The 22769-nt window shown below is 32.6% G+C and carries 15 protein-coding genes; 1 reads left to right on the top strand and 14 read right to left on the bottom strand.

The window, feature by feature from the left end:
• Positions 1–6: 6 nt before the first annotated feature.
• From CLHOM_RS07495 to CLHOM_RS07430, 14 genes are all read right to left on the bottom strand, one after another.
• Positions 7–1155: an iron-containing alcohol dehydrogenase family protein gene (locus CLHOM_RS07495; RefSeq protein ID WP_052221082.1), complete on the bottom strand. Its 1149-nt coding sequence runs from the start codon at positions 1153–1155 to the stop codon at positions 7–9.
• A gap of 279 nt (positions 1156–1434) precedes the next feature.
• Positions 1435–2130: an urea ABC transporter ATP-binding subunit UrtE gene (gene urtE / locus CLHOM_RS07490; protein WP_052221081.1), complete on the bottom strand. Its 696-nt coding sequence runs from the start codon at positions 2128–2130 to the stop codon at positions 1435–1437.
• Positions 2124–2882: an urea ABC transporter ATP-binding protein UrtD gene (urtD, locus tag CLHOM_RS07485; protein ID WP_052221080.1), complete on the bottom strand. Its 759-nt coding sequence runs from the start codon at positions 2880–2882 to the stop codon at positions 2124–2126. The genes urtE and urtD overlap by 7 nt, the downstream gene beginning before the upstream one ends.
• A complete protein-coding gene (gene urtC, locus CLHOM_RS07480) occupies positions 2848–3936 on the bottom strand; it encodes an urea ABC transporter permease subunit UrtC (RefSeq protein WP_052221079.1) in 1089 nt (362 codons plus the stop codon). Before urtC ends, urtD begins: the two co-directional genes overlap by 35 nt.
• A 4-nt stretch (positions 3937–3940) precedes the next feature.
• On the bottom strand, positions 3941–4804 hold the full coding sequence (gene urtB, locus CLHOM_RS07475) for an urea ABC transporter permease subunit UrtB (RefSeq protein WP_052221078.1): 864 nt from the start codon (positions 4802–4804) through the stop codon (positions 3941–3943).
• 96 nt (positions 4805–4900) lie between these two features.
• Positions 4901–6070 (bottom strand): transporter substrate-binding domain-containing protein, encoded by a 1170-nt coding sequence (locus tag CLHOM_RS07470; RefSeq protein WP_052221077.1) that lies wholly within the window; start codon positions 6068–6070, stop codon positions 4901–4903.
• A 277-nt stretch (positions 6071–6347) separates the two neighbouring features.
• Positions 6348–7553, bottom strand: a complete 1206-nt coding sequence (locus CLHOM_RS07465) for a PucR family transcriptional regulator (protein ID WP_052221076.1) — start codon at positions 7551–7553, stop codon at positions 6348–6350.
• 251 nt (positions 7554–7804) lie between these two features.
• On the bottom strand, positions 7805–8602 hold the full coding sequence (locus CLHOM_RS07460) for a QueT transporter family protein (RefSeq protein WP_052221075.1): 798 nt from the start codon (positions 8600–8602) through the stop codon (positions 7805–7807).
• 2 nt (positions 8603–8604) lie between these two features.
• Positions 8605–9516: a DMT family transporter gene (locus tag CLHOM_RS07455; RefSeq protein WP_052221074.1), complete on the bottom strand. Its 912-nt coding sequence runs from the start codon at positions 9514–9516 to the stop codon at positions 8605–8607.
• Complete coding sequence (locus CLHOM_RS07450) at positions 9513–9935, bottom strand: DUF3574 domain-containing protein (protein ID WP_052221073.1); 423 nt, start codon at positions 9933–9935, stop codon at positions 9513–9515. Before CLHOM_RS07450 ends, CLHOM_RS07455 begins: the two co-directional genes overlap by 4 nt.
• A 105-nt stretch (positions 9936–10040) precedes the next feature.
• Entirely contained in the window at positions 10041–11222 is a 1182-nt protein-coding gene (locus CLHOM_RS07445) for an ABC transporter substrate-binding protein (RefSeq protein ID WP_052221072.1), read from the bottom strand.
• Positions 11194–13374 carry an NHLP bacteriocin export ABC transporter permease/ATPase subunit gene (locus CLHOM_RS07440; RefSeq protein WP_052221071.1) on the bottom strand — a complete coding sequence of 727 codons (2181 nt, stop codon included), beginning with the start codon at positions 13372–13374 and terminating at the stop codon, positions 11194–11196. The genes CLHOM_RS07445 and CLHOM_RS07440 overlap by 29 nt, the downstream gene beginning before the upstream one ends.
• Before the next feature lie 11 nt (positions 13375–13385).
• Positions 13386–15539, bottom strand: coding sequence for an NHLP family bacteriocin export ABC transporter peptidase/permease/ATPase subunit (locus CLHOM_RS07435; protein ID WP_052221070.1), 2154 nt, complete (start codon positions 15537–15539; stop codon positions 13386–13388).
• A gap of 15 nt (positions 15540–15554) precedes the next feature.
• Positions 15555–16448, bottom strand: a complete 894-nt coding sequence (locus CLHOM_RS07430; protein WP_052221069.1) for an HlyD family efflux transporter periplasmic adaptor subunit — start codon at positions 16446–16448, stop codon at positions 15555–15557.
• Between the two features lie 233 nt (positions 16449–16681).
• On the opposite strand from CLHOM_RS07430, the gene CLHOM_RS07425 reads away from it, so the two are divergent.
• Positions 16682–22765 (top strand): ATP-binding hybrid sensor histidine kinase/response regulator, encoded by a 6084-nt coding sequence (locus CLHOM_RS07425; RefSeq protein ID WP_052221068.1) that lies wholly within the window; start codon positions 16682–16684, stop codon positions 22763–22765.
• Positions 22766–22769: the final 4 nt, after the last annotated feature.

Here is a 22769-nt window from a genome sequence, read left to right as displayed (position 1 = left end):
AGTGTTTTAATATATATCTTTATAAATTTTGATAATATCGTGAATTGAAGCTTTTGTAGGATTTAATAAGGTGCTTCCACTCTTAAAAGCATCCTTTGCCAAAGTTTCAATACTATCCTCCGTGACGCCAACTTCTCCTAAGGTTTTAGGTAAACCCGTTTCATCATATATATTCTTAATAGCTTTAACTGCTAACTTACTTGCTTCTCTTAGAGATAAATTACTTGTATTTTCTCCCATAGCTTCTGCTATATCTTTAAACTTCTCTGGCACAGATGCTCTATTATATTCCATCACCTTTGGAAGAAGTATTGCATTTGCCATTCCATGAGGTATCTTAAAGAATGCACCAAGTGGCCTTGACATAGCATGCACTAATGCTACAGAAGCATTGCTAAAAGCAAGTCCTGCTTGCATCTGCCCAAATAACATATTTTCTCTAGCTTCAAGGTTATCTCCATTATTAACTGCTTTTATAATATTTGAGCTTATTATTTTTATAGCTGAAAGAGCATACAAATTTGAAGCTGGCTGAGAGACTTTAGATATGTATGCCTCAATTGCATGGGTAAGTGCATCCATTCCAGTAGCAGCAGTTACATCTTTAGGCATAGTAATAGTCAGCTCTGCATCTAAAATTGCTACTTTAGGAATTAAAGTATCCCCTGCTAATAGCATTTTTATCTTCCTTTTTGTATCAGTTATTACTGAAAACCTGGTTACTTCACTGCCTGTACCTGCTGTAGTTGGTACAGCTATTACAGGAATTCCCTCAATTTCAGGGGCTTTATTTTCATAATCAATAAGCTTTCCTGGATTTGTAAGCATTATGCTTATAGCTTTTGCTGCATCAAGAGGACTTCCTCCTCCTAAAGCTATAATTACATCTATCGCTTGCTCTTTAGCTACCTTTGTTCCAGCTTCAACTGTATCTACACTTGGATCCGATTCAACCTGATCAAATACAATTGTTTCTACCTTGTTTTCCTTTAAGCTATTTAAAACCTTATCTAAGGCACCGCTTTTTTTTGTAGAACTTCTCCCTGTTACTATTAAAGCTTTTTTACCATACTTAGCCGTTTCCTCTCCAACATTCTTTATGCTTCCTAGCCCATAAATTATTTTATTTGGAGCTTTAAAAACGAAAATAGACATATGTTTCACCTTCTTATGTTTAATTATATTCATTGATAAATTATCAAATAATTATAGTATATATTATTAATTTATCAAATATATTGTATATAATTTATCATATTATCATATAGTTTCATATGTCCATTTGGCACAATTATTTATATTGATATTTGTTCACTCTAACATAAAAGTTATTTAAGACAAAAATGAAAAAAGCCTTTCAGCATAATATTTAAATATTTGCTGTGGGCCTTTCCTCTTATTCTGCATAAAAACATATAACTTTCCTTTAACAAATTAAATTGTCAGGTATTTTTCAATTATGTCATCTGTTAATTGACTTGTCTTTCCACTAGCTACAACTGTACCCTTTTGCATTACCATAAATGTGTCTGAGAGCTTTTTAGCAAACTTCAAGTTTTGCTCTACAATAATCATTGGTATACACATTTTTTTATGAAGCCTTATTAAAATATTTGCTATTTCATCTACAACATTAGGCTGAATTCCTTCAGTAGGCTCATCTAATATTAATGCTTTAGGCTTACTCATTAATGCTCTTGCTAGGGCTAATTGTTGTTGTTGTCCACCTGATAAAACTCCTCCTTTCCTATTTAAGTGCTCTGGTAAAATAGGAAAGTAATCAAATATTTCTTCCATTCTCTCTTTAATCTCTTTAGTGTGTGCAAGGGCCCCTAGCTCTAAATTTTCCTTTACTGTTAAATTAGGAATAATCTCTCTTCCTTGAGGAACATAAGCAAGTCCATTACATGATCGTTCATAGGTTTTTAATTTTGTTAAATTATTGTGGTTCAGTTCTATTGAACCTTTTTGCATTGGCAATAAGCCCACCATACTCTTTAATAATGTTGTTTTTCCAACACCATTTCGCCCTAAAATAACCATCTTTTCTGTTGGGAGAACATTAAATGAGACATCGTGTACTACTCTACTTTCCCCGTAATTTACGGATACATCTTTCACCATCAGCATGCCTCATCCGCCTCCTCATCATTCTTCAAATATACTTTAATAACCTCTGGATTCTTAGTTACCTCTTCATATGTCCCTTCTGCAAGTAACTTGCCTTGATGTAATACCGTTACATTCTCAGCAATTTGTTTAACAAAATCTATATCATGCTCAACAACTATAACTGTTTGATCCTTCATTAAAGTCTTAATTAACTCACCAGTTTTATAGGTTTCGTCTGCAGTCATTCCTGCAGTTGGTTCATCAAGAGTAATAATTTGAGGGTTTTGAGCTATTACCATACCTATTTCAAGCCACTGTCTTTCACCATGTGACAAAGATGTTGTTAACATATCTCTCTTTTCAAAAAGATTTATATCTTTTAAAATCGATTCAATTTCCTCTTGTATCTTCTTTGTTTTTTTATATAAAAAGGTTTTAGCTACAGTACTATTACCAGCTAAGGCTACTTCAATATTCTCTTCCACGGTCATATAGTCAAATACATTTGGTCCTTGAAATTTTCTACCCACTTTGTGTTTACTAGCTATTACCTCAGGATCTTTCCCTGTAATATCTATACCATCTATTATTATCTTCCCTGAGGTTGGTTTAGTTTTACCTGTAATCATATCAATAATTGTTGTTTTACCAGCACCATTAGGGCCAATAACAACACGAGTTTCCCCTTTTCTTATTTTCAAATTAACTTTGTCAACTGCTAAAAATCCATTAAAGCTAACGGTTAAATCTTGTAGTTCTAAAAATTCCATAACCTTCACCTGCCTTTAATACATTTTTTCTAGCCTTTAACTTTATATCAAAATCAATTAGAGTTCCTATAATTCCTTTAGGGAAAAATACAACTACCACTAACATAATTACTCCAAGTACTAATTGCCATAGTTCTCCAAAACTATCTGATAATGAACTTTCCAATATGTTTATTATTAGCGCCCCTACCATGGCACCTGTTATATTTCCTTTTCCTCCAACTGCTAGCCATACAAGTACAGAGGTAGACAACATGACACCTACCTTATCTGGAGATATAAATGAATTCATAGGTATATATAACATTCCTGCGAGTCCTGCAATCATTCCTGAAATCGCAAATATAACCATTTTAAATGCAGCTGGATTAAAACCTAAAAACTGCAATCTTGCCTCATTTTCTCTTACAGATTTAATTATTAACCCAAACCTACTTTTCGTTAACCAAATACAGAACAAGTATACTAAAATTAAAATCCCAAATACTAAGTAATATAGTTGAGTTATAGACAAAGGCTCTCCGCCTATCTTTATATTTGTAATCCCACTAATACCGTTTGCTCCTCCAGTATACTTTTGTTGATTATTCACAAATAATTCAAACAAAGCTGCAAAAGCTAATGTAATAATATTAAAGAATACTCCTTTTACTTTGCTAGTAAAAATAAAATATCCTAATAATAAGGCAACTATCATTGGTACTATTAATCCCATAAAAAAGGCAATAATGGGGCTTTCTAAAATTCTTAATACTCCAGGTAACCTAGTTAATCCAAAAGACTGCATAAATACTGGTACACCCTCTTGAGATGCGAGAGAAATTGCCATTATATATCCTCCAATACCGAAGAATATAGCATGTCCTAAATTCATCAGCCCAGCACTTCCCCATAGAATATCTAATGAAATAGCAAATATCATATAAACTATGAATCTTCCAACTAATTCTGTCTTAAAGTTGGATGTGAAAAATGGAACTAAAAATAGTATTAAAAATAACACTATATCAATATATTTTTTTGCCCCAATATTTTTAAACTTCTCCATTAACATTCCATCATCTCCTTTCTTTTAAAGCAAATAAGCCTTCTGGTTTAAATCTAATTAATATTATAATTAGCATAAATACTAGTATCTTAGCTGTAATTTCACTTATATATCCTGACATTAATGTTACAGACTCACTTATTACAAAGGAACTTGTAAATGCTCCTATTATAGAATTTAGGCCACCTAAAGTTACTGTTAAAAATCCATCTACCTGATATCCAATACCCATTGATGGCATTACACTTTTAACTGGTGCAAGCAAAGCTCCTGCCACTCCTGCAAGTCCAGATCCATAAGCAAAAGTCAAAGTATCGATACGAGCTGTATTAAGTCCTAAACATTGAGACATACTTCTATTTCTAGTAATTGCTCTAATTTGCATTCCAAATGTGGTCTTAAAAAATAAAGCTAAAGTTACAAGTAATATTATTACTGCTATTGCAACTAAAAATATATTATAGTAGGGAATTACTACATCACCGAACTTTAAACTTCCTTCTAATGGATTCCCTACAAATTTATCTTCTGGTCCAAATATCATTTTAATGATTTGTTGAAAAATATATGAGAGTGCAAATGTTGCTAAAAGTGTTTCTGGAACCTTACCATACAATCTTTTTATCAATAGGGTTTCTATTATTATTCCTAAAATAGCTGTGAATATAAAAGATGCTATTATTGAGACTGCAAAAGGAAGCTTTAAAACTGTTGATGTGAAATATGCAAAATAAGCACCAATCATTATAAATTCACCATGGGCCATGTTAACTACATCTAACAGTCCAAATATAATTACTAATCCTATGGCTGATATAAATAATGTTGACGAAACACTTAACCCATTTATTAACTGTGATGTAAATATGTCCATAAGTCTTCCTCCTTTAATTTTTTAAAATTTATAGTGCAAGTCAAAAATCTATTTAGAATTTTAACATTACACTATAAATATTTAACTTCTTAAAACTTATTGAATTACTGGTTCTACTAATCCGTCTGCATGATATATAATGTCAAATGTACCCTTTGAATTAACTTTTCCTATATATGAATTTAACCAAGCATGATGGTTCTCTTTGTCCATTTTAATTTTTCCTTGTGGAGTATCAATTTCTAATCCTGAAAAAGCTTTTATTATAGATTCTGTATCTAGCTTATCAGCCTTTTCAAGTGCTGCTGCTAATAAGTAAACACCGTGGTATGCACCTTCTACTTGATTTGTTACAGTTGTATTATCATTAAAGGTAGATTTATACTTTTCAACAAATGCTTTGCTTTCTTTAGTATCTACTGTATTAAAATAGTCAAATGAACTATAGTGACCTGCAGCTGCATCTACACCTATACCTTTAACTGAACCTTCATGAGTTGCAATTGAACAAATTGGAATATCAGAAGATGAAATACCATATTGCTTATATTGTTTATAAAATGGTACTACACTATCTCCAGCAATTGCTGAGAATACTACATCTGGTTTTGCTTGTTTAATTTTATTTATTAAAGAAGAAAACTCTGTATGTCCTAATGGTAAATACTCTTCACCGACAATTTGTCCACCTGATGCCTCTAATAGGTTTTTAGCAAAAGCTATGCTCTTCTTAGGGAATACATAATCTGATCCTACGAAAAATACTTTTTTACCTAAGTTTTTAGTAATCCAAGGAATGAATGCACTTATTTGTTGACTTGGAACTGTATTTGTGTAAATTACGTTTGGTGATGGTTTTTCACCTTCATAAAAAGTGTTATAAACTAAAACCGAATTATTATTTTGAACTACCGGTATAACAGCAAGTCTTGTGGCTGAAGAGTTAGTACCTACTGTTGCAACTACTTCATCTTCTAATATTAATTTCTTAATTTTTTCACTAGCTTTTGCTGGATCTGAGTTATAATCTGAATAAATAGGCTCGATCATCTTTCCCTTAATACCACCCTTGGCATTAATTTCATCTATGGCCATTTTAGCTGCATTGACCATTGGTTTTTCTGAAATTGAGAACGCACCCGTAGTTGAATAGAGTACCCCAATCTTAATTGTTTTTTCACTGCTAGAATTTTTACCGCATCCTGTGAAAACTGCACCAGCCATCATAATAGCAGTAACTATAGCGATTAACTTTTTGTTTTTCATATTAACTCCCCCTTTATTATTTCCTTCCCTTTCTCTAAAATTGTAATGAATATTGTTATGTTTCCTTCTGCAGTTTAAACTATATATTATGCTCTAGGAAATCTAAAAAAGTAAATGGACATATGTTTCACCTACTATGGTAAATTATATTTATTAACAAATTAATAAATAACTGCATATATTATTATTAATTTATTAATAATCTTGTATATAATTTATCATATTGTCATCAGAATTCATATGTCCACTTCATACAATTATTTAGATCTTTATTTGTTCACTGTAGCATCTTTATAAATCTTCTTATTTTAAAAGCCAACCTTAAATTAAAACATTCATTTACTCCTTCTAGGCTTAGCTCTAATATTTCTTCTATCCTTGAAATTCTGTATTTTAGAGTATTTCTGTGAATATATAGTTCTTCAGAAGTTTTTCTTAGATTCCTATCTTCAGTAAGATATATTTCCAAGGTATCCAATAAATCTGTGCCATTTTTATTATCATACTCTAACAGCTTGCCTAAATTCTCCATGTAAATCTTATTTAGTTCGTCTATATCATCTACTTTAAAAAAAAGTCTGTAAATTCCGAGTTCACTATAACTCCTTATAGTATCTTCTCTATTACAAGCCTTTAAGATTGTTAAAGCTTTATTAGCTTCATATACACTGTTTTTAAATTTTCTTAATTCCTTGCACATACTTCCTATGCCTATACTTACAGTTAAGCCTTTTACTTTATTTTTAATTTCAAGTTTTATCTCTTCAGCTATTTTTAAAATTTCTTCCATAGTTTTTACTGGTGACATTATATTAAACGAATCACTTTTATTTACATACAGGATATTTTTATCATATTTTCTAAAAATAGAATTAATAATATTTTGTATATTAGTTTTCATTTTTAAAATTATATACTCATCTTTTATATTTTCTTTTTTAATAAACTCTGAAAATTTATCAATATCTATCACAATAGCTACATATTCCTCTTTAGGTTTATATCCATAAAAGGTTGCTCTATCAATCATATCTTCTTTATAAGTTCCAAAAATTACTTCCTCCATAAGGTCGTTCATAGATTTCAGCTTAATTTGATTATTAAATATCATTTTTATTATACTTTGAGTTATAAATGTTACTTTAACTTCAAAAGGAACTTGAAGTAACGGAACATTTAAGATGTCAGCAATTTCTATAGCTTCTTTTGGAATTTTATTAATATACGGCCCAACTCCAACTACTATACCAGATAAATTTTTTTCACTAGCTTGTCTAATTATATCTACAAGATCTTCTTTATAACTCTTAAGTCCAACCCCTGTTAAAAATACCAAATCCCCAGCTGAGGACCATTCTCCTACATTAGGTAGCTCCACAATATGAACCCAAGATATAATTCTATTTAATCCATCTTTACCTCCAACAACTTTAACTTTACTTAGCTCTGGAAGGTTTAATATCTCTTTGCAACTAACCACCATTTAAAAACCACCTCTTTTGTTTTAATATTACTTAATAGGTTAATTTTTAACAATTTATTATTATAATGCGTTATTATTGATAATTTATTATTAAATTCGACACTTTATTAATAATATGTTAAATCACTATTCTCAATAAAACAATACCTAAAATAAAAAAAGTAAGAATATTATTCTCACTTTCTACTTGTTTAACTTATAAAAAATTTTATGACCTGTCCATCTATTATTAATATAATAAGATAATACAATCAATTACTACTTTTTTTAACTAATAACTTATTTTCATACCTAAATACTATAAAGCTAAGAAGCGCAATAATAAATACTGCACCTGTTATATACATAGGTATATAGGAAGACATCTGTTTTCCTATAACTATCATTATCAATATTATTAGTTCGCTTGTTAACATTAATGTAGGTAAAAAATACTTTAGATATAAGTATCTTTTGTTATCCTTATCAATATCTTTATCAATAGATATTTCTTCTGGCATAGTAATTTTAAAATTAATGTCATCTGAAATAATAATTATAAATACAGGAAGTCCCAAGAATAATGGAAAGCAAAAATCATTAAAGAGTATTATCCAGAATAATCCAGGAATCCATTTTCTAAAAAATATATCTAATCCACAAGCTAAAATTATTGCTGTTGAAAGTGCTGAAATAAAAGATATAATAATGTATTTTATTAAGTTTATTCCACTCTTTACATTTGGCTCCGTTCCACCTGATATAAGATGCCAAAGCTTATATGGAACATATGCTGCAGTGAAGTTGCCAAAAAAGCCAAGAATAGATGCATTAGAAAAGGTTCCAAAGACATCTGCAATCAAATTCCCAAATGCACAGCCCCATGCTCCTGCTGGTCCCAGCAATAGTCCTACAACAACAGGCACTGCATTCACAGGTCGAACCTCAGTAAGTCCAGGAATTAAAACCATAACCTTAAAGGGCACAGCCATCCCCAAAAATATCAGGATACATATAATTACTTGCTTAAACTTCTCCCTTGTCTTAAAGGGTGATAATATTTCTCTCATCTTTAACCCTCCAACGCATTATTGTGCAAATCCTTCTTTTTACTTAGAAAGTTTGTTCCAGCAAATATAGCTCCTGAAACTATAAATAAGGCACCTACTGCATTTGAAAATGTAAATAGCTCTGTTTTCCCAAAGGTGCTTGGTATAAGCAGTGCAAGCACCATGGTCACTACTGGCTCCGTTGAAGCAATGATAGTTACTGTTATAGGTGAAGCATATTTTTGTGAATACATAAGCATAATATAGGCATAGGCCTTAGCAAAAAAAGCTAGGAGAAAAATATTAGCCAGTATTTCATTTGTATAATTTACTGTTAGGAAGGTTTTTGGTTCTTCAATTGCCCAAAGCATAAAACCAATTACAGATGTAAAAATCATCTGTCCTATTCCAAGAAGAAGTGGATCGCTTTTCTTTGTAAAGTTGTCTACTACCACAATATAAATTGCCATTACAAAACAAGCAGCAGTCATTATAAGAACCCCCGAATTAATTTCCTGCCCAGATTTTATTCCGCTGGTAAAAAAAAGTCCTGTTAGTATAAATACCATACCTAAAAGGTTGTTAGCATTAAGCTTTTTCCTAAATAAAAGCATAAGCAGAGGAACAAATACAATATTAAGAGAAGCTATGAAACTAGCTGTTGAGGCAGGTATTCTGGATATTCCCATTCTCTCAAAAACAAGGTTTAGGCAGATTATTGCAGCCAGTATAAAGCTTCTTAATAATGTTTTCTTATCCATTTCCTTTATTCTTTTAAAAAATACTATTAGCATAATTATAGATGCAATTCCAGTTGTAAGTGTAATATAGGCAAAGGTTGACAATGATTCAGGTATATTCTTAATAAAAATATAAGAAGATGCCCAGCAAAGTGTTATTGAAAATAATACAATATTAGACTCAATTCTCGTCATTGCTTAACCTCCTCATAAAATTCATATTGAACTTTCTCCTTCTCAATGAGTACAGAATTTTGGTTAAGTTCTTTTATTATCTCGTTCATTATTGATTTTACATCTTCATCATCAGCAGAATAAAAGATATATATGAGGCTATTTTCTCTGGTAATGTTTTTCCTTTCATCCATATAAGCTCCTCTTCCATAAATCCTTGTAAAGCCATCTAGATATTTTAGTATTATCTCCTCAACTTTTTTTTCAGCATCACCTGTAGAAATTATCTGTTTGTAAGTATCCTTGTCATTAAGCCCTACATACATTGTATACTTTATTTCTTTATTATTAGATGCCTCATCATAATTTAATAAACTATAGCTTACCGGTATTAAGCATAATAAAATAAAAATTATTATTACCTTAAAATACTTTTTCATCTTTCTTCTCCTTTTGCTTTAACTACCGATGTTTTTAAGTTATGAAAATTGGACATCAAAGTAATGTCCATTTTCATTTATTTTAAATAAGGTATTTTTAATTTATCAATTAATAGCTACAAATTGTCCATTTACACACTTAAGCATTGGAAGTTTGTTAGTATCTAAAATCATGGCTCCTCCGCTTTCAAAGGATATCTTTCTCACTGTACCATCATAGCCCTTTTTATCATGCATAGAATTTGCTATCTTAACTGGATCATTTGTACCAAGTTCTGCAGCTTTATCGACTATTAGTTTCACCATATCATAGCCCTGAATTGCCCAAATATCACCATCTTCCTTGAATCTAGCCTTGTACTTTTGCATAAATTCATTATAGCCTTTAGAATTTTCTATATCTACTGTAGATGGTACAACCATTCCCTCAGCAATTGAAATATTATCTTTAAGTGCCTTTGCTCCATTGAAAATCGGTTCACCCATAACTGCTATATTGCTATCCCTGCTTCTAAGCATTTTTAGTATTTCAAAAGCTCTATCAGCTCCGTACTGAGAAATAACAACACAGTCAACACCTATAGTCTTCCATCTGCTGTATATTAAATCAAATTCACTTTCTGAAGTAATTGCTGGCACATAGTCCATAACCTTTGAACCTTTATTAGAAAGTTGAAGTTCTAAAGCTGTTACAAGCTCCTCCTGAGACTGCTTTCCATTATAATATATGGCTATTCGCTTGTACCCCTTATTAACTGCATAATCTGCCATTACCTTTCCCAAATCAGAAAAAGCAGGAACAGTGCAAAATAAATAAGGATTAGACTTTAAAAATATACTGTCATATGCCCCATAAGGAAATAAAACTATCTTTTTACTTTCAGATAAGATATCGGCAGTTGTCTTAGACACATCAAAATTTTGAGTGTTAAGAATTGCAGTAACTTTACTGTCTTTAGCCAACTTTATGGCCTCTTCAACGCCATTTTCATATACATCCTTATCATCAACAAGTTTTGTCTTTATAGTGAAGCCTTGAGCACCATACTTACTGTTTACTTCCTCTAGTGCAAGCTGAACTCCATTTAAAAAGGTTTTGTCTGAGGTTAACCATGCACTATCTCCTAGTACCGCAATATTAATTTCCTTTTCATTGCTCTTTTGGGTACTTCTACATCCATAAATCCCCAAAGTTAACAATATACATAAAAGCAATGAAAACCATCTTTTATTTGATATATCTCTTTTAATTATTTTCCTATGCCATTTGTCTACTTGCAAATTCATAAAAAAGCCCCTCCTTAGCCATTAACTCTTCAAAATTGCCCTCTTCAACGATTTTCCCTTTATCAAGTACTAGAATTCTGTCACACATTTTTATTGTTGAAAGTCTGTGTGCTATAACTATTCGTGTACAATTTAATGTAGAAACTGATTCTGAAACAATCTTTTGAGTTATATTATCAAGAGCAGAGGTAGCTTCATCAAAGAAGAGTATATTTGGCTTTGATACAATTGCTCTTGCAATCATTATTCGCTGCTTCTGTCCCCCTGATATTCCTCCGCTCCCCTCAGAAATCATAGTGTGCATTCCCATAGGCATTGCCTTTATATCATTATCAAGTCCTGCCAAACGTGCTGCCTTCCATGCATCCTCAAGCTTAAGCCATGGAGCTGTTATAATTATGTTTGAAAAAATATCTCCTGAAAAAAGCTTTCCGTTTTGAAGCACTACACCAATATTCTTTCTTACAGAAGGTACATCAAGGCTTTCAAGATCGTTCCCATCATAGTAAATAGCCCCTGCTTCAGGCTTTTCAAAACCGAGCATAAGCCTCATAAGCGTTGACTTACCACAACCTGTCTTACCTACTAAGGCTACATATTCTCCCTTCTTAACTTTAAAGCTTACATTATCTAAAATAGCAGGTCCATTCTCTACATAACGGAAGGTTATGTTATTAAGTTCAATTTCCCCACTAAGCTGAGTTACAACCTTTTTATTTTCATCTATTTCTGGAACTGCATTAAGTATAGGCTTTACCATATCAAGATGAGGTTTAATATTTGCAAGTGTTGTAACTATTCCTGAAAGCTGCATTATTGCACTACTTACAGAACCATAAGCTGTATTAAACGCTATATAATCAGAAGGAGATACCTGAGACTTTCCTGCAAAATAGTAAATGATGAGTCCTCCTCCAAGTGTCATAGCAGCTGATATTGGTGTACTAAGTTTTAAAAACAGAGGTGGAGAGTATGTGAGTCTTCCCTCCTCTTTGTATGCATCTGCCCATTTTGAAAAAGCTCTTTTTTCTGCACCGGCAAGCTTGAATTTCTGTATGCCGCTAAAAAGCCCGTAAACTAATCCACTTATTTTTGCACTAACTATAGTTTTCTTCTTTGTTATTTTCTGCTGAAGTAAAACTGTTAATATTGTAAATATCAACATAGACAGTATTATAATCAAGCCTGGCTTCACAAGACTTGGAGCATATCTAACCATTTGAAATATATATACAATTGAAAAAATAGCAGATAGTCCAGAGGTTAAAACAGTATCCGATAACATGCTGCAAATATGATTTATACTCATTGACCTGCTAGACAACTCTCCTGATGAATATTCCTTGAAAAACGTAGCAGGAAGAGAGAATATCCTTGCCATTGTTGCTCCTTGTACAGTTGTATTTATTTTATCTCTAAACCGATTTAATATTATGCTTCTAGTAATACCAAAAAGCAGAGTTCCTATGGCAGCTCCTACTAAAAGTCCTCCAACTGGAACTATATCTTCCTTTGTTCCTGAAGGAATAACAGAATCAAATATCTGTTTATTCATATATGGAGTAAACATACCAAGAAGGCTTACTAATAAGCTTGCAACTATAACCATTGCTATATCTGCATAAGTAATACATTTAGCTATATATAACAATAAATCCCTAATAGTTAGTTTTCTTGCCGGAAAAGGTTTATAAAAGCAGAAAGCATCAATACTTATATTCTTAGCAGTTTTTTTATTCATTGGAATCTTATTTCCCGTATCAGGGTCATAATATATATATCCCTGTAAAAGTCCAGGTAGTATTGCAATAACCTCACCCTTAGTAGTACTTCCAAGCAGTGGGCCTCCTCCATCCTTCCACCAACTTCCCTTAAGTTCTACCCTTCTTCTCATAACTCCAGATGCCCTTAGCATATATTCAAGCTGTTCGTTTAAATCCGTAATGCCCTTGGGAAGTGAAGGAATCTTAACTCCTAAATTGGTCAAAACTTGTTCAATGGCACTTCCTGATTTATTTCCTATTGTATCTTTAAATTTTGGTCCTTTTCTTTCCCCCTTAACTATGGATGAAAAATTATAAAAAGCCTCCTTCATGGAAAAATTATCATTTTTCATTCTGTCTTTCAACTGTTGATTAAAGCCATCTGACATTCCTACACCCCCTATTCTGTAGTTATAAGTCTAGTATATACACCGTCTAGCTTCATTAGATCTTCATGGGTGCCTCTCTCAGCTACCTTGCCCTTATCTAATACTATTATTTCATCACTGTCTCTAATGGTTGATAGTCTGTGAGCAACAATTATACATGTAATACCCCTTGCCTTTATGGCATTCATTATATCAAGCTCTGTTTTTGCATCTAATGCTGAAGTGGCTTCATCCAATATAATTATTGTCGGCTCCTGTGCCAAAGCTCTTGCTATTTCAAAACGCTGTCTCTGCCCTCCGGAGAAGTTTTTGCCACCCTCTTTAATTATATGTTCATAACCACCCTCACGCTGCATGATATCCTCATGTATCTGAGCATCCTTTGATGCCGCAACTATTGTTGTTTGTTCAATAGAGGTATCCCATAATGTTAAATTGTTTAGAATGGTATCCTCAAAGAGTATAACTTCTTGATCAACCACTGCTAAAGAACCTGTTAAAACACTTCTATTTACTTTATCTATGGAATCTCCATCAAGTAAAATATCACCAGACCAAGGCTTGTATAATCCTGATATGAGCTTAGCAAGTGTAGACTTTCCGCTTCCTGATCCCCCTACAAAGGCAACACGTGAGCCGGGTTTAAGGTTCATGCTGAAATTTTCTATAAGAGGTAGACTAAGTCGATTATACCCAAAAGTAATATTTTTTATAGTGATGTTCCCATTAAGTTTCTCGTAACTCTTATCCTTCTCTTTTTCATCTTGAAAATCTTCAATCTCTACATCAGGCTTGTAATTCATAACATCTTCAACTCTTTCCATGGATGACCGCATTTCTTGAAAGGATTGTCCCACTTCAATAAGTTCATTTACTGGCTTTAAAAATGCTGAAAGAAAACCTTGAAAAGCCATAAGTGTTCCTATTGTAAATTTACCATCCAGTATAAGATAAACACCTATCATAAGTATTGCGATATTTGCAAGCTGCTGAAGCAGTGAAGGTATGGCTCCTAAATATTGATTTGTTTTTGTAAAATTTACTTGAGCATTATTTTGTTTTGCCTGATAGCCTGCCCAACGTTCAAAAAATCCATTTTCAGCACCGCTTGCTTTAATAGTTTCTATCATCTCGATACCCGAAACAGTAACACCTGAAAGCTTTCCAGCATCTCTCTGAAGTATTCTGCTCATATTAACTCTCTTTTGTGAAATCCATTTAAAAGTTACAATATTTAAAAATGTAGTAACAATTCCTACTGCTGTGAGCAAGGGACTATAATTCAGCATAATTATAAAGTAAAAGAACAACATACAAATGTTCAAAAATACTGGTGCTAGTTTACCTATAAGAGTATATGCAATTGTTTCGTTGCTAGACTGTCTTGCTGCAACATCACCAATATAACGTTGTAAAAAAAATTCAACAGGTAATCTTAATACATGCCACATAAACATGGCGTTTGCTGATACTGAAAGCATCCCCTGTATTTTTAGCAAGTATACGGCTTCCACAACTCTCACAACAAACTGAAATAAAAGTGTACCTAATATGAAAATTATAAATGGTCCAAGCCAGTCAGGATTTTTTCCAGAAAGTATATTATCTATGAATATTCTTGAAAAGGCTGGTGTAATTATGCCTACCCCTGCAGTAAGTATTCCTGTTATTACAACGAACATGAATGGCACTAGAGTTCCCTTAAGCCTCTTTCTTGCAAACTGCCAAACACTCTTCGGTTTACCTTCTGCAACAAATTCCTCTGTCTTTTCAAATCTAAGCACTACTCCAGTGAAGGACTTATCAAATTCCTCCATGGAAACCTCTACATTACCTCTGGCTGGGTCATTAAGAACAGCTTTCCCTTTTTTAAAGCCGTTTAACACTAAAAAATGATTAAAGTTCCAATGAATAATTACTGGCAGCTCTATCTCCTTAAGGGTTGAAGGCTCCATTCTAAAGCCCTGGGCCTTAAGTCCGTAAGATCTAGCAGCTCTTAGAATATTTTTAGCACTACTTCCATCTCTAGAAACACCACAGTCAGCTCTAACCTGTTCTAAAGGTATCCACTTGCCGTGATAGGCGAGAATCATACACAGTGAAGCAGCTCCACACTCCAAAGCCTCCATCTGCATTACAACAGGTACTTTTGCTATCCTTGCCATTAAATCACCGCCTCTTTAATTAAATATAAGCTTGTATGGGGGCATATTATTTACAATAATAAGCATATTACACTTTGTTCCAATATCAAGCCTTATGCTTTCCCCCTTTTCATTAGACCATTTTATCTTTTCCGCTGAATTTGGATCTACAGTAAGATTAATTCTTACCTCAACTGAGTTATCCTGAGGCACTATGCCTACTGCATACTGTTTGCTTCCAAGGGTAGATAGAATATTTGCTTCTGTCACAGAATAAGACCCTATACTTGCAATACGACCGTACATATATCCATACTCTTCTCTAGATGCAAAGTCCGGTGAAACTTGAACCTCCATTCCTTCTCTGAGCTTCTTTGCAGTTCCTGTTGGTATATAACATATAACTTGCTTATCATTAGAGTACTTTTCACTTTTTACTATATTTGCAACAGCCTGATTTGCTGAAACCATCTCCTGTGATCCTATTACATCAAGAACAACACCAGAAACTGGAGCTACTATTACAGATGTTCTTTCATATTCAGACATTAATGCTAAAAGCATTTCTGTATTCACATTATTTTGAGCCTTCAGTTGTTTTATTTCGTTCAATATGGCATCCTGAGGAACAACTGCAATTATCTGACCACTTTGTACAAAATCTCCGGTCTTTACCCTCACATCTGTTACTCTTCCGCTGGCCTGAGATATTACCTTAGTAACACCATTTTCAGGGAAAATGACTCCCCTTGTTTGTACAGATTCAGGTATGCTTCCAAAAACTGACCAAAAGGCCAGTGCAACTAATATAGCCATACATGCGAATACAACTCCCCAAACGCTAGGATTAGTAATTTTAATATACTCATTTAGCTGTTCTGGTGAAGATATTCTTTCAAGTGATGACTTTCTAAATATGTTGTTATCCATATTGTTACCTCCTGATTTATATATTTCATAAATATGACAATCTTATCCTAATAATCGTCATCAATATTCTTCTATAACTAAAAGAGTAACATGGGAATATTACAAATCCTCGTAGATTTGTTACAGCAGTGTAAACAAATTAATTAATGGATTATAGAATCACTTCTAGAACTCAACCTTTCATTGAAATATAAGAGAAGTATATTATAATCTAGATATGGAGGTGATTTAAGTTGGAAAGTTTTACAGGGTTTAAAGCCCCCACTAAAATATTTGAAAATCAAGATTTCATTTTTTATAAGTCCTTCAGTGAAGAAGATCAAATTCCTGTTATCTTAAAACAGTTTACCAACAAAAATACTAAGGAAGACAAATTTTCTTTTTTTATGAATGAATTAGATGCTAGCAAAAAACTTAATCATGATGGAATTGTAAAACTTTTGAATATCATAAGCTACAAAGTGGATCCAATACTGATTTTAGAGGATTTCGGTAGTGATATACTTTACAATATATTAAAGAATAAAAGCTTTTCAGTTAAAAAATTTCTAAAACTTGCCATAAAATTAGCAGAATCTGTAGAATATTTACATAATGCAAATATTTTACACTTACATATAAAACCAGATAATATCTTTGTAAATTGGGATGCAGAAATTATCAAACTTACTGGTTTTAAAGGAAATTTGGCTACTTCTATGACCACCTTTGACAACAAAAAATCTTTGGGAGAAATGCAAAGCAGTTATGAAGTGGCATATATTTCGCCGGAACAAACCGGAAGAATAAACTGTAAAATAGATTGTAGATCTGACTTGTACTCTCTTGGGATTATTCTTTATGAGATGCTAACTGGAAAGCGGCCTTTTGAATCTGAAGATCCCATAGAGATAATACACTTCCATATTGCAAAGGAGCCAGTTCCTGTTTGTCTTTTAAACCCAGAGATTCCTAAGATTTTGTCTGATATTATAGGAATACTGCTTGAAAAAAAATTAGAAAAACGATATGAAACCTCACATGAGTTAAAATGCGATTTGAAAGAATGCTTAAATAGACTCGAATTTAAAGATGAAAAATATAAGATAAAAGAATTTATTCCATGCAAAAGAAATGTTTGTGGAGAATTATTCCCTGATGAAAAAATTTTTGGACGAGAAACTCAAATTAAAATTTTAATGGATACTTTTGAATCGGTTAAAATGGACAATACTTCAAAAATTATTATGGTTTCTGGTTATTCAGGAGTTGGGAAGACTACCTTAGTTAATACCATAGGTACTTTAATCAAAAGCTCTGGATATATTTTTATTCACGGTAAGTATGACCAATACAATAATAACACTCCCTACTCATCTTTTGTTCAGGCATTTGATAATTATTTTAATGAAATATTGGTTCAAGGCAAGGAACAGGTTGCTCTGTGGAAAGATAAATTTATCCAAGCTCTTGACTCAAATGCCAGTATGATTACGAAAATTTTCCCAAAACTAGAACTTATTATAGGACCACAGAAACACTCTGAATTATTTATGTTTAACGAGGCCCAAAGCATACTCCATAGTGCTTTCATTCGTTTTTTTCATGCTGTTTCAAAAGATAGACCTATACTCTTATTTCTGGATGATTTACAGTGGGCTGATATAAATAGTATCAAGCTGCTTCAGTACTTATTAAATAACAAAGAAAATTTCCCTATTCTTTTTGTTGGAACTTACAGAAACAATGAAGTAGATTCCAATCATCCCCTCTGGTCTATTTTAACTCAACTCTCTAAAAGCATGACTAGTGAGCAAATAATTACCCTGAAGCCTTTAACTTTACAAGAGGTTAGTCAATTAGTAGGATCATTATTCCAGCATTGGAATCAGGATATTGAGAGTTTTTCAAGTCTGTGCTTTGAAAAATCTGGTGGAAATCCTTTTTTCCTCCAGCAGCTTATAAAATCTTATAAAGATGAAGGAATTCTCATTTATGCAGGAAAGGAAAAAAAATGGACTATCAATTTGGATCAATTGGGCATCACCAGCTTTGGTAATGCTCTTTCCGATATACTGATCAGAAAACTTAAAAAACTAAATATAGAAGCTATAGAGGCACTTAAGGTTGCTGCATGTATGCATAATAACTTCGAAGCAGTCACCATTTCAAATATTTTAGATCTACCTTATGAAGAAGTTTCAAATGCTCTGCAAAATTCCTCATATGAAGGTTTCATCCGTTTGAGTCAATCTGATATTTATTCAAAGGATATAGGAAATACTACTGATACCTTTTGTTTTTCACACGACAGGGTTAAACAAGCAGTTTACTCCTTGATAAATATAATTCAGAGATCTGAAATTCATTATGGAATTGGAATGTACCTACTAGAAAAAAGCGGTAACAATATAGATGAGAATGAAAATTTATTTGAAATAACAGAGCACTTAAATCAAGCAGAAGATATTTTTAAAGAGAAAATGGAGATTCTTTTTCTTACTAAACTTAATTTAGCATCTGGTAAAAGAGCTGCTAGTTTCTATGCCTACGATAGGGCACTGGAATATTTTAAGAGAGGAATAGAAACCTTAGGTTCAGAAGGATGGTTAAAACATTATGAATTGACCCTGAGCCTTCTTACAGAAGCAACCACTGCAGCTTACGCCTCTGGACAAGTTGAACTTATGAAAAAGTATGGCAATGAGGTTCTTGAAAATGGCAGAACCCTTCTTGATAAATGTAAAATCTATGAGATTAGAATTGAACATTTAACAGTTGAAAACAAGCTAAAGGAAGCAGTAGATGAGGCAAGATATGTTTTAAGTCTTTTCAATGTCAATTTACCTGTAAATCCTACCACTTTAGACATATCTATAAGATATTTTAAGATTAAATTTGCACTAATAGGACGTACTTTTGAAGACTTAAAGAGCATGCCTCCAATGAGAGATGGAACTATGCTCGCAATTATGAGAATTTTGGCCAGTGCAGGTCTTGCAGCCTACACTGACTCAGAAATGGTTTTTCTTATAATAACATTGAATATAGTAGAAATTTCAATAAAATATGGAAACTCTCCTTTAAGCCCAGCCTCCTATACTGCATATGGCCATTTTCTCTGTTCCTATTTAAATAAAAGAGAAACGGGATACCAATTTGGAAGACTTGCCATTGATCTTCAAAATACCATGAAGTCAAAAGCTTATGAATGCAAAGTTAATCTAATTTTTGAAATATTACTTAGGCATAATAAAGAACCTCTAAGAAATACACTAAATAGTTTTCCTGAAAACCATCAAAAGGGACTTCATACAGGAGATCTTAATTCAGCAGGTTATGTAATTATGCAGCATCTTGTCTATATGTACCTAGCCGGATTAGAGCTAAGCACCATCTATAAAGTCACACTAGAATATAAAGAAGACTTGCTTATAACCGGGAATAGAATACCTATTTCTATATGCTTCATGTACCTACAAGGAATTGAAAATTTAATGGAAGGCTCAAAGGTTCCATGGGAAATACAAGGGCATTACTATGATGAGAAGGCTGAATTGCTTGCTTATGAGGAGGTAAACGATAAGGCCGTTACCTTTAATATATATTTTAATAAAATGGTAATTGCTTATCTATTCGGACAATATGAAGAAGCAATAAATAATTTGAAAAATGCTGAGGTAAATCTTAAGGGAGCCATAGGTACCTTCTGTATTCCTGTACTAAATTTCTATAGTGCTCTTATTAACCTTAAATTTATGTCCATATCTTCTGAAAAAACAAAAAAACGTTTATACAGTGGTAAAGCTAAATATTTTCTTAAGAAAGTAAAAAGCTTCTATAAAGATGCACCTGAAAATAATGAAAACAAGTATTATCTTATAAAAGCTGAAGAAGCCCGCATTTATGGAAATTACGAACTGGCAATACAGTATTTTAATATGTCCATTAAATCAGCAGGGAAAAATGGTTTTCTTCAAGAGGAAGCACTTGGAAATGAACTTGCTGCAAAAATGCTGTATTCCCTTGGAAGAAGCCATGATGCCTCAAAATACGCACAAGCTGGAATTGCTTGTTATACAAAATGGGGATGTCCATCCAAGGCAAAACAGTTGCAATATACCTTGAAAAGAAGCTTCATGGGCATGGAGCAACACACAAATGTAGATAAATTTAAAGCTACCGAAAATTTTGATTCCCATCAGTTCCTTGATCTAGAAACAATAATAAGAGGTAGCCAAGCTATATCTGAGGAAATTGTGCTGTCAGAGCTTCTAAAAAAAATGCTAAGCATAGTCTTACAAAACTCAGGAGCTAGGAAAGCATTTTTCATAATGGAAACCAATGGAGAATTATTTGTTGAAGCTCAGGGAACTGTTATGGATAGCAGTATAGAATTAAAAAAAGCCGTTCCTTTAAAAGAAAATAGCGAAATTTTAGAAAAACTTATAAACTATGTGGTTAACACGCGAGAAACTATTATATTAAACAATACTGAAGAAATAAGGCACTTTACTGATGATAATCTTTCTAATGAAAAAGAGTCTCTTTCACTGTTATGTATGCCTATAGAATCTAAACGTAATCTAGTAGGAATCCTTTACTTGGAGAATGATTTAATCAATGGTGTTTTTACTAGGCAACATATGAAGATACTAAAAATTTTTGCTTCACAGTTAGCTATTTCCATAGAAAACGCTAAGCTGTATCAAAATCTTGAAAAAATGGTAGATGAAAGAACACTGGAGCTTAAATTAAAAAATAATGAACTAGAAAATGCAAATAAAAAACTTGAAAATGCAGACCGTGCAAAAAACAGTTTTCTAGCTAACATGAGTCATGAGATGCGTACTCCTCTTAATGGAGTAATTGGTATGGCTAGTATGCTTCAAAAGAGCAGACTTGACGGTGAACAAAAAGAGAGTGTAGATGCAATTATTCATTCTGCCCAATCTCTTCTTGCAATTATAAATGATATACTTGATTTTTCAAAAATACAAGCTAATAAAATTGATCTAGAAGAACAGAATTTCAATTTAGTCCATATGATTCAAGAGCTGCTGCCTGCCTTTGCTCTTAAAGCTAAGGAAAAGAGAATCAATCTTTCCTGTTCTGTGAAAGAGGGATCACTTGAGTTCTTAAAGGGAGATCCTCTAAGAATAAAGGAAATTATTATAAACCTTCTCAGCAACGCAATTAAATTTACAGAAAAAGGTAAAGTAGAAATGGAGGTGTCTTCTGAAAAAATTGAAGATACTACTGGAGTTTTAGAGATTACTGTAAGAGACACTGGAATTGGAATATCAGAAGAAAAATTGGACTATATTTTTCAAGATTTTACTCAAGCAGATAGCAGTACAGCCAGAAGATTTGGTGGCACAGGATTAGGGCTTTCAATTACAAAGAAACTTGTAGAGATGATGAATGGCACTATTAAAGTAAAAAGTAAACTTGATATAGGAAGCACCTTTACCTGCAAGGTATATCTAAAATTACCAGAAGCTATTGTAGTTCATGATACAAGCTCAGGGGAAGAAGAATATCAGTCAATTGAAAAACTTACAGGTTATCGTATCCTTGTAGCTGAAGATGATGAAATTAGCCGCAAATATATCAATTCAATTTTAAAATATCTTAGCTGCGAAGTTACCATAGTTTCAGATGGAATTGGAGTTCTAGAAGAGTTAAAGCTACATAAATTTGACTGTATCCTGATGGATAAAAATATGCCAAATTTAGACGGTATAGAAACTACTAGAATAATTCGAAGAGATGAATATATAACTGGAGCACATATACCTATTATAGCTCTTACCGCTTCTGCCATTGTTGGTGAACGTGAAAAACTGCTCTCATCTGGAATGGACTATTATCTTTCAAAACCAGTGAATGAAAAAGAGTTGATTTATACCCTAAAGTCAGCAAAAAAAAGTTTTGTTTTGAAAAAAACAAAAAAAGCAATAAAGAATCCATCAACAAGCCAATGGATTGAAAAAGATATATTTTTAGAGGAAGCATCCCTCTATGGTGAAGATATAATGAGTGAAATTCTTGATGAATTCTTGCAAGGATATGCTCTAACTCTTCAAAGAATAAAAAATCATATAGAGAATTCCAATTTCTCGGATGCTGAAAAAGAAATTCATAGGTTTGCAAGTACAGTATCTATATTTCAATGCAAAAGCTTCGTTGATACACTTAGGCAAATGGAAACTTACGCCAGAAATCAGAACTTAGAAAATCTGATTTCATCTTATGCTTTAGTAGTTGAAAATATAGTTCCTCTCTCCCATGAACTTGAAAACATTAAAAATCAATTGTCTAAAAAATTATATTAGTAAT

Origin of the sequence: Clostridium homopropionicum DSM 5847 (assembly GCF_001263795.1) — a bacterium.
GTDB lineage: Bacteria > Bacillota > Clostridia > Clostridiales > Clostridiaceae > Clostridium_H > Clostridium_H homopropionicum.
The sequence above is the reverse complement of the archived record's forward strand: the minus strand, read 5'-3'. Positions and strand labels throughout refer to the sequence as shown.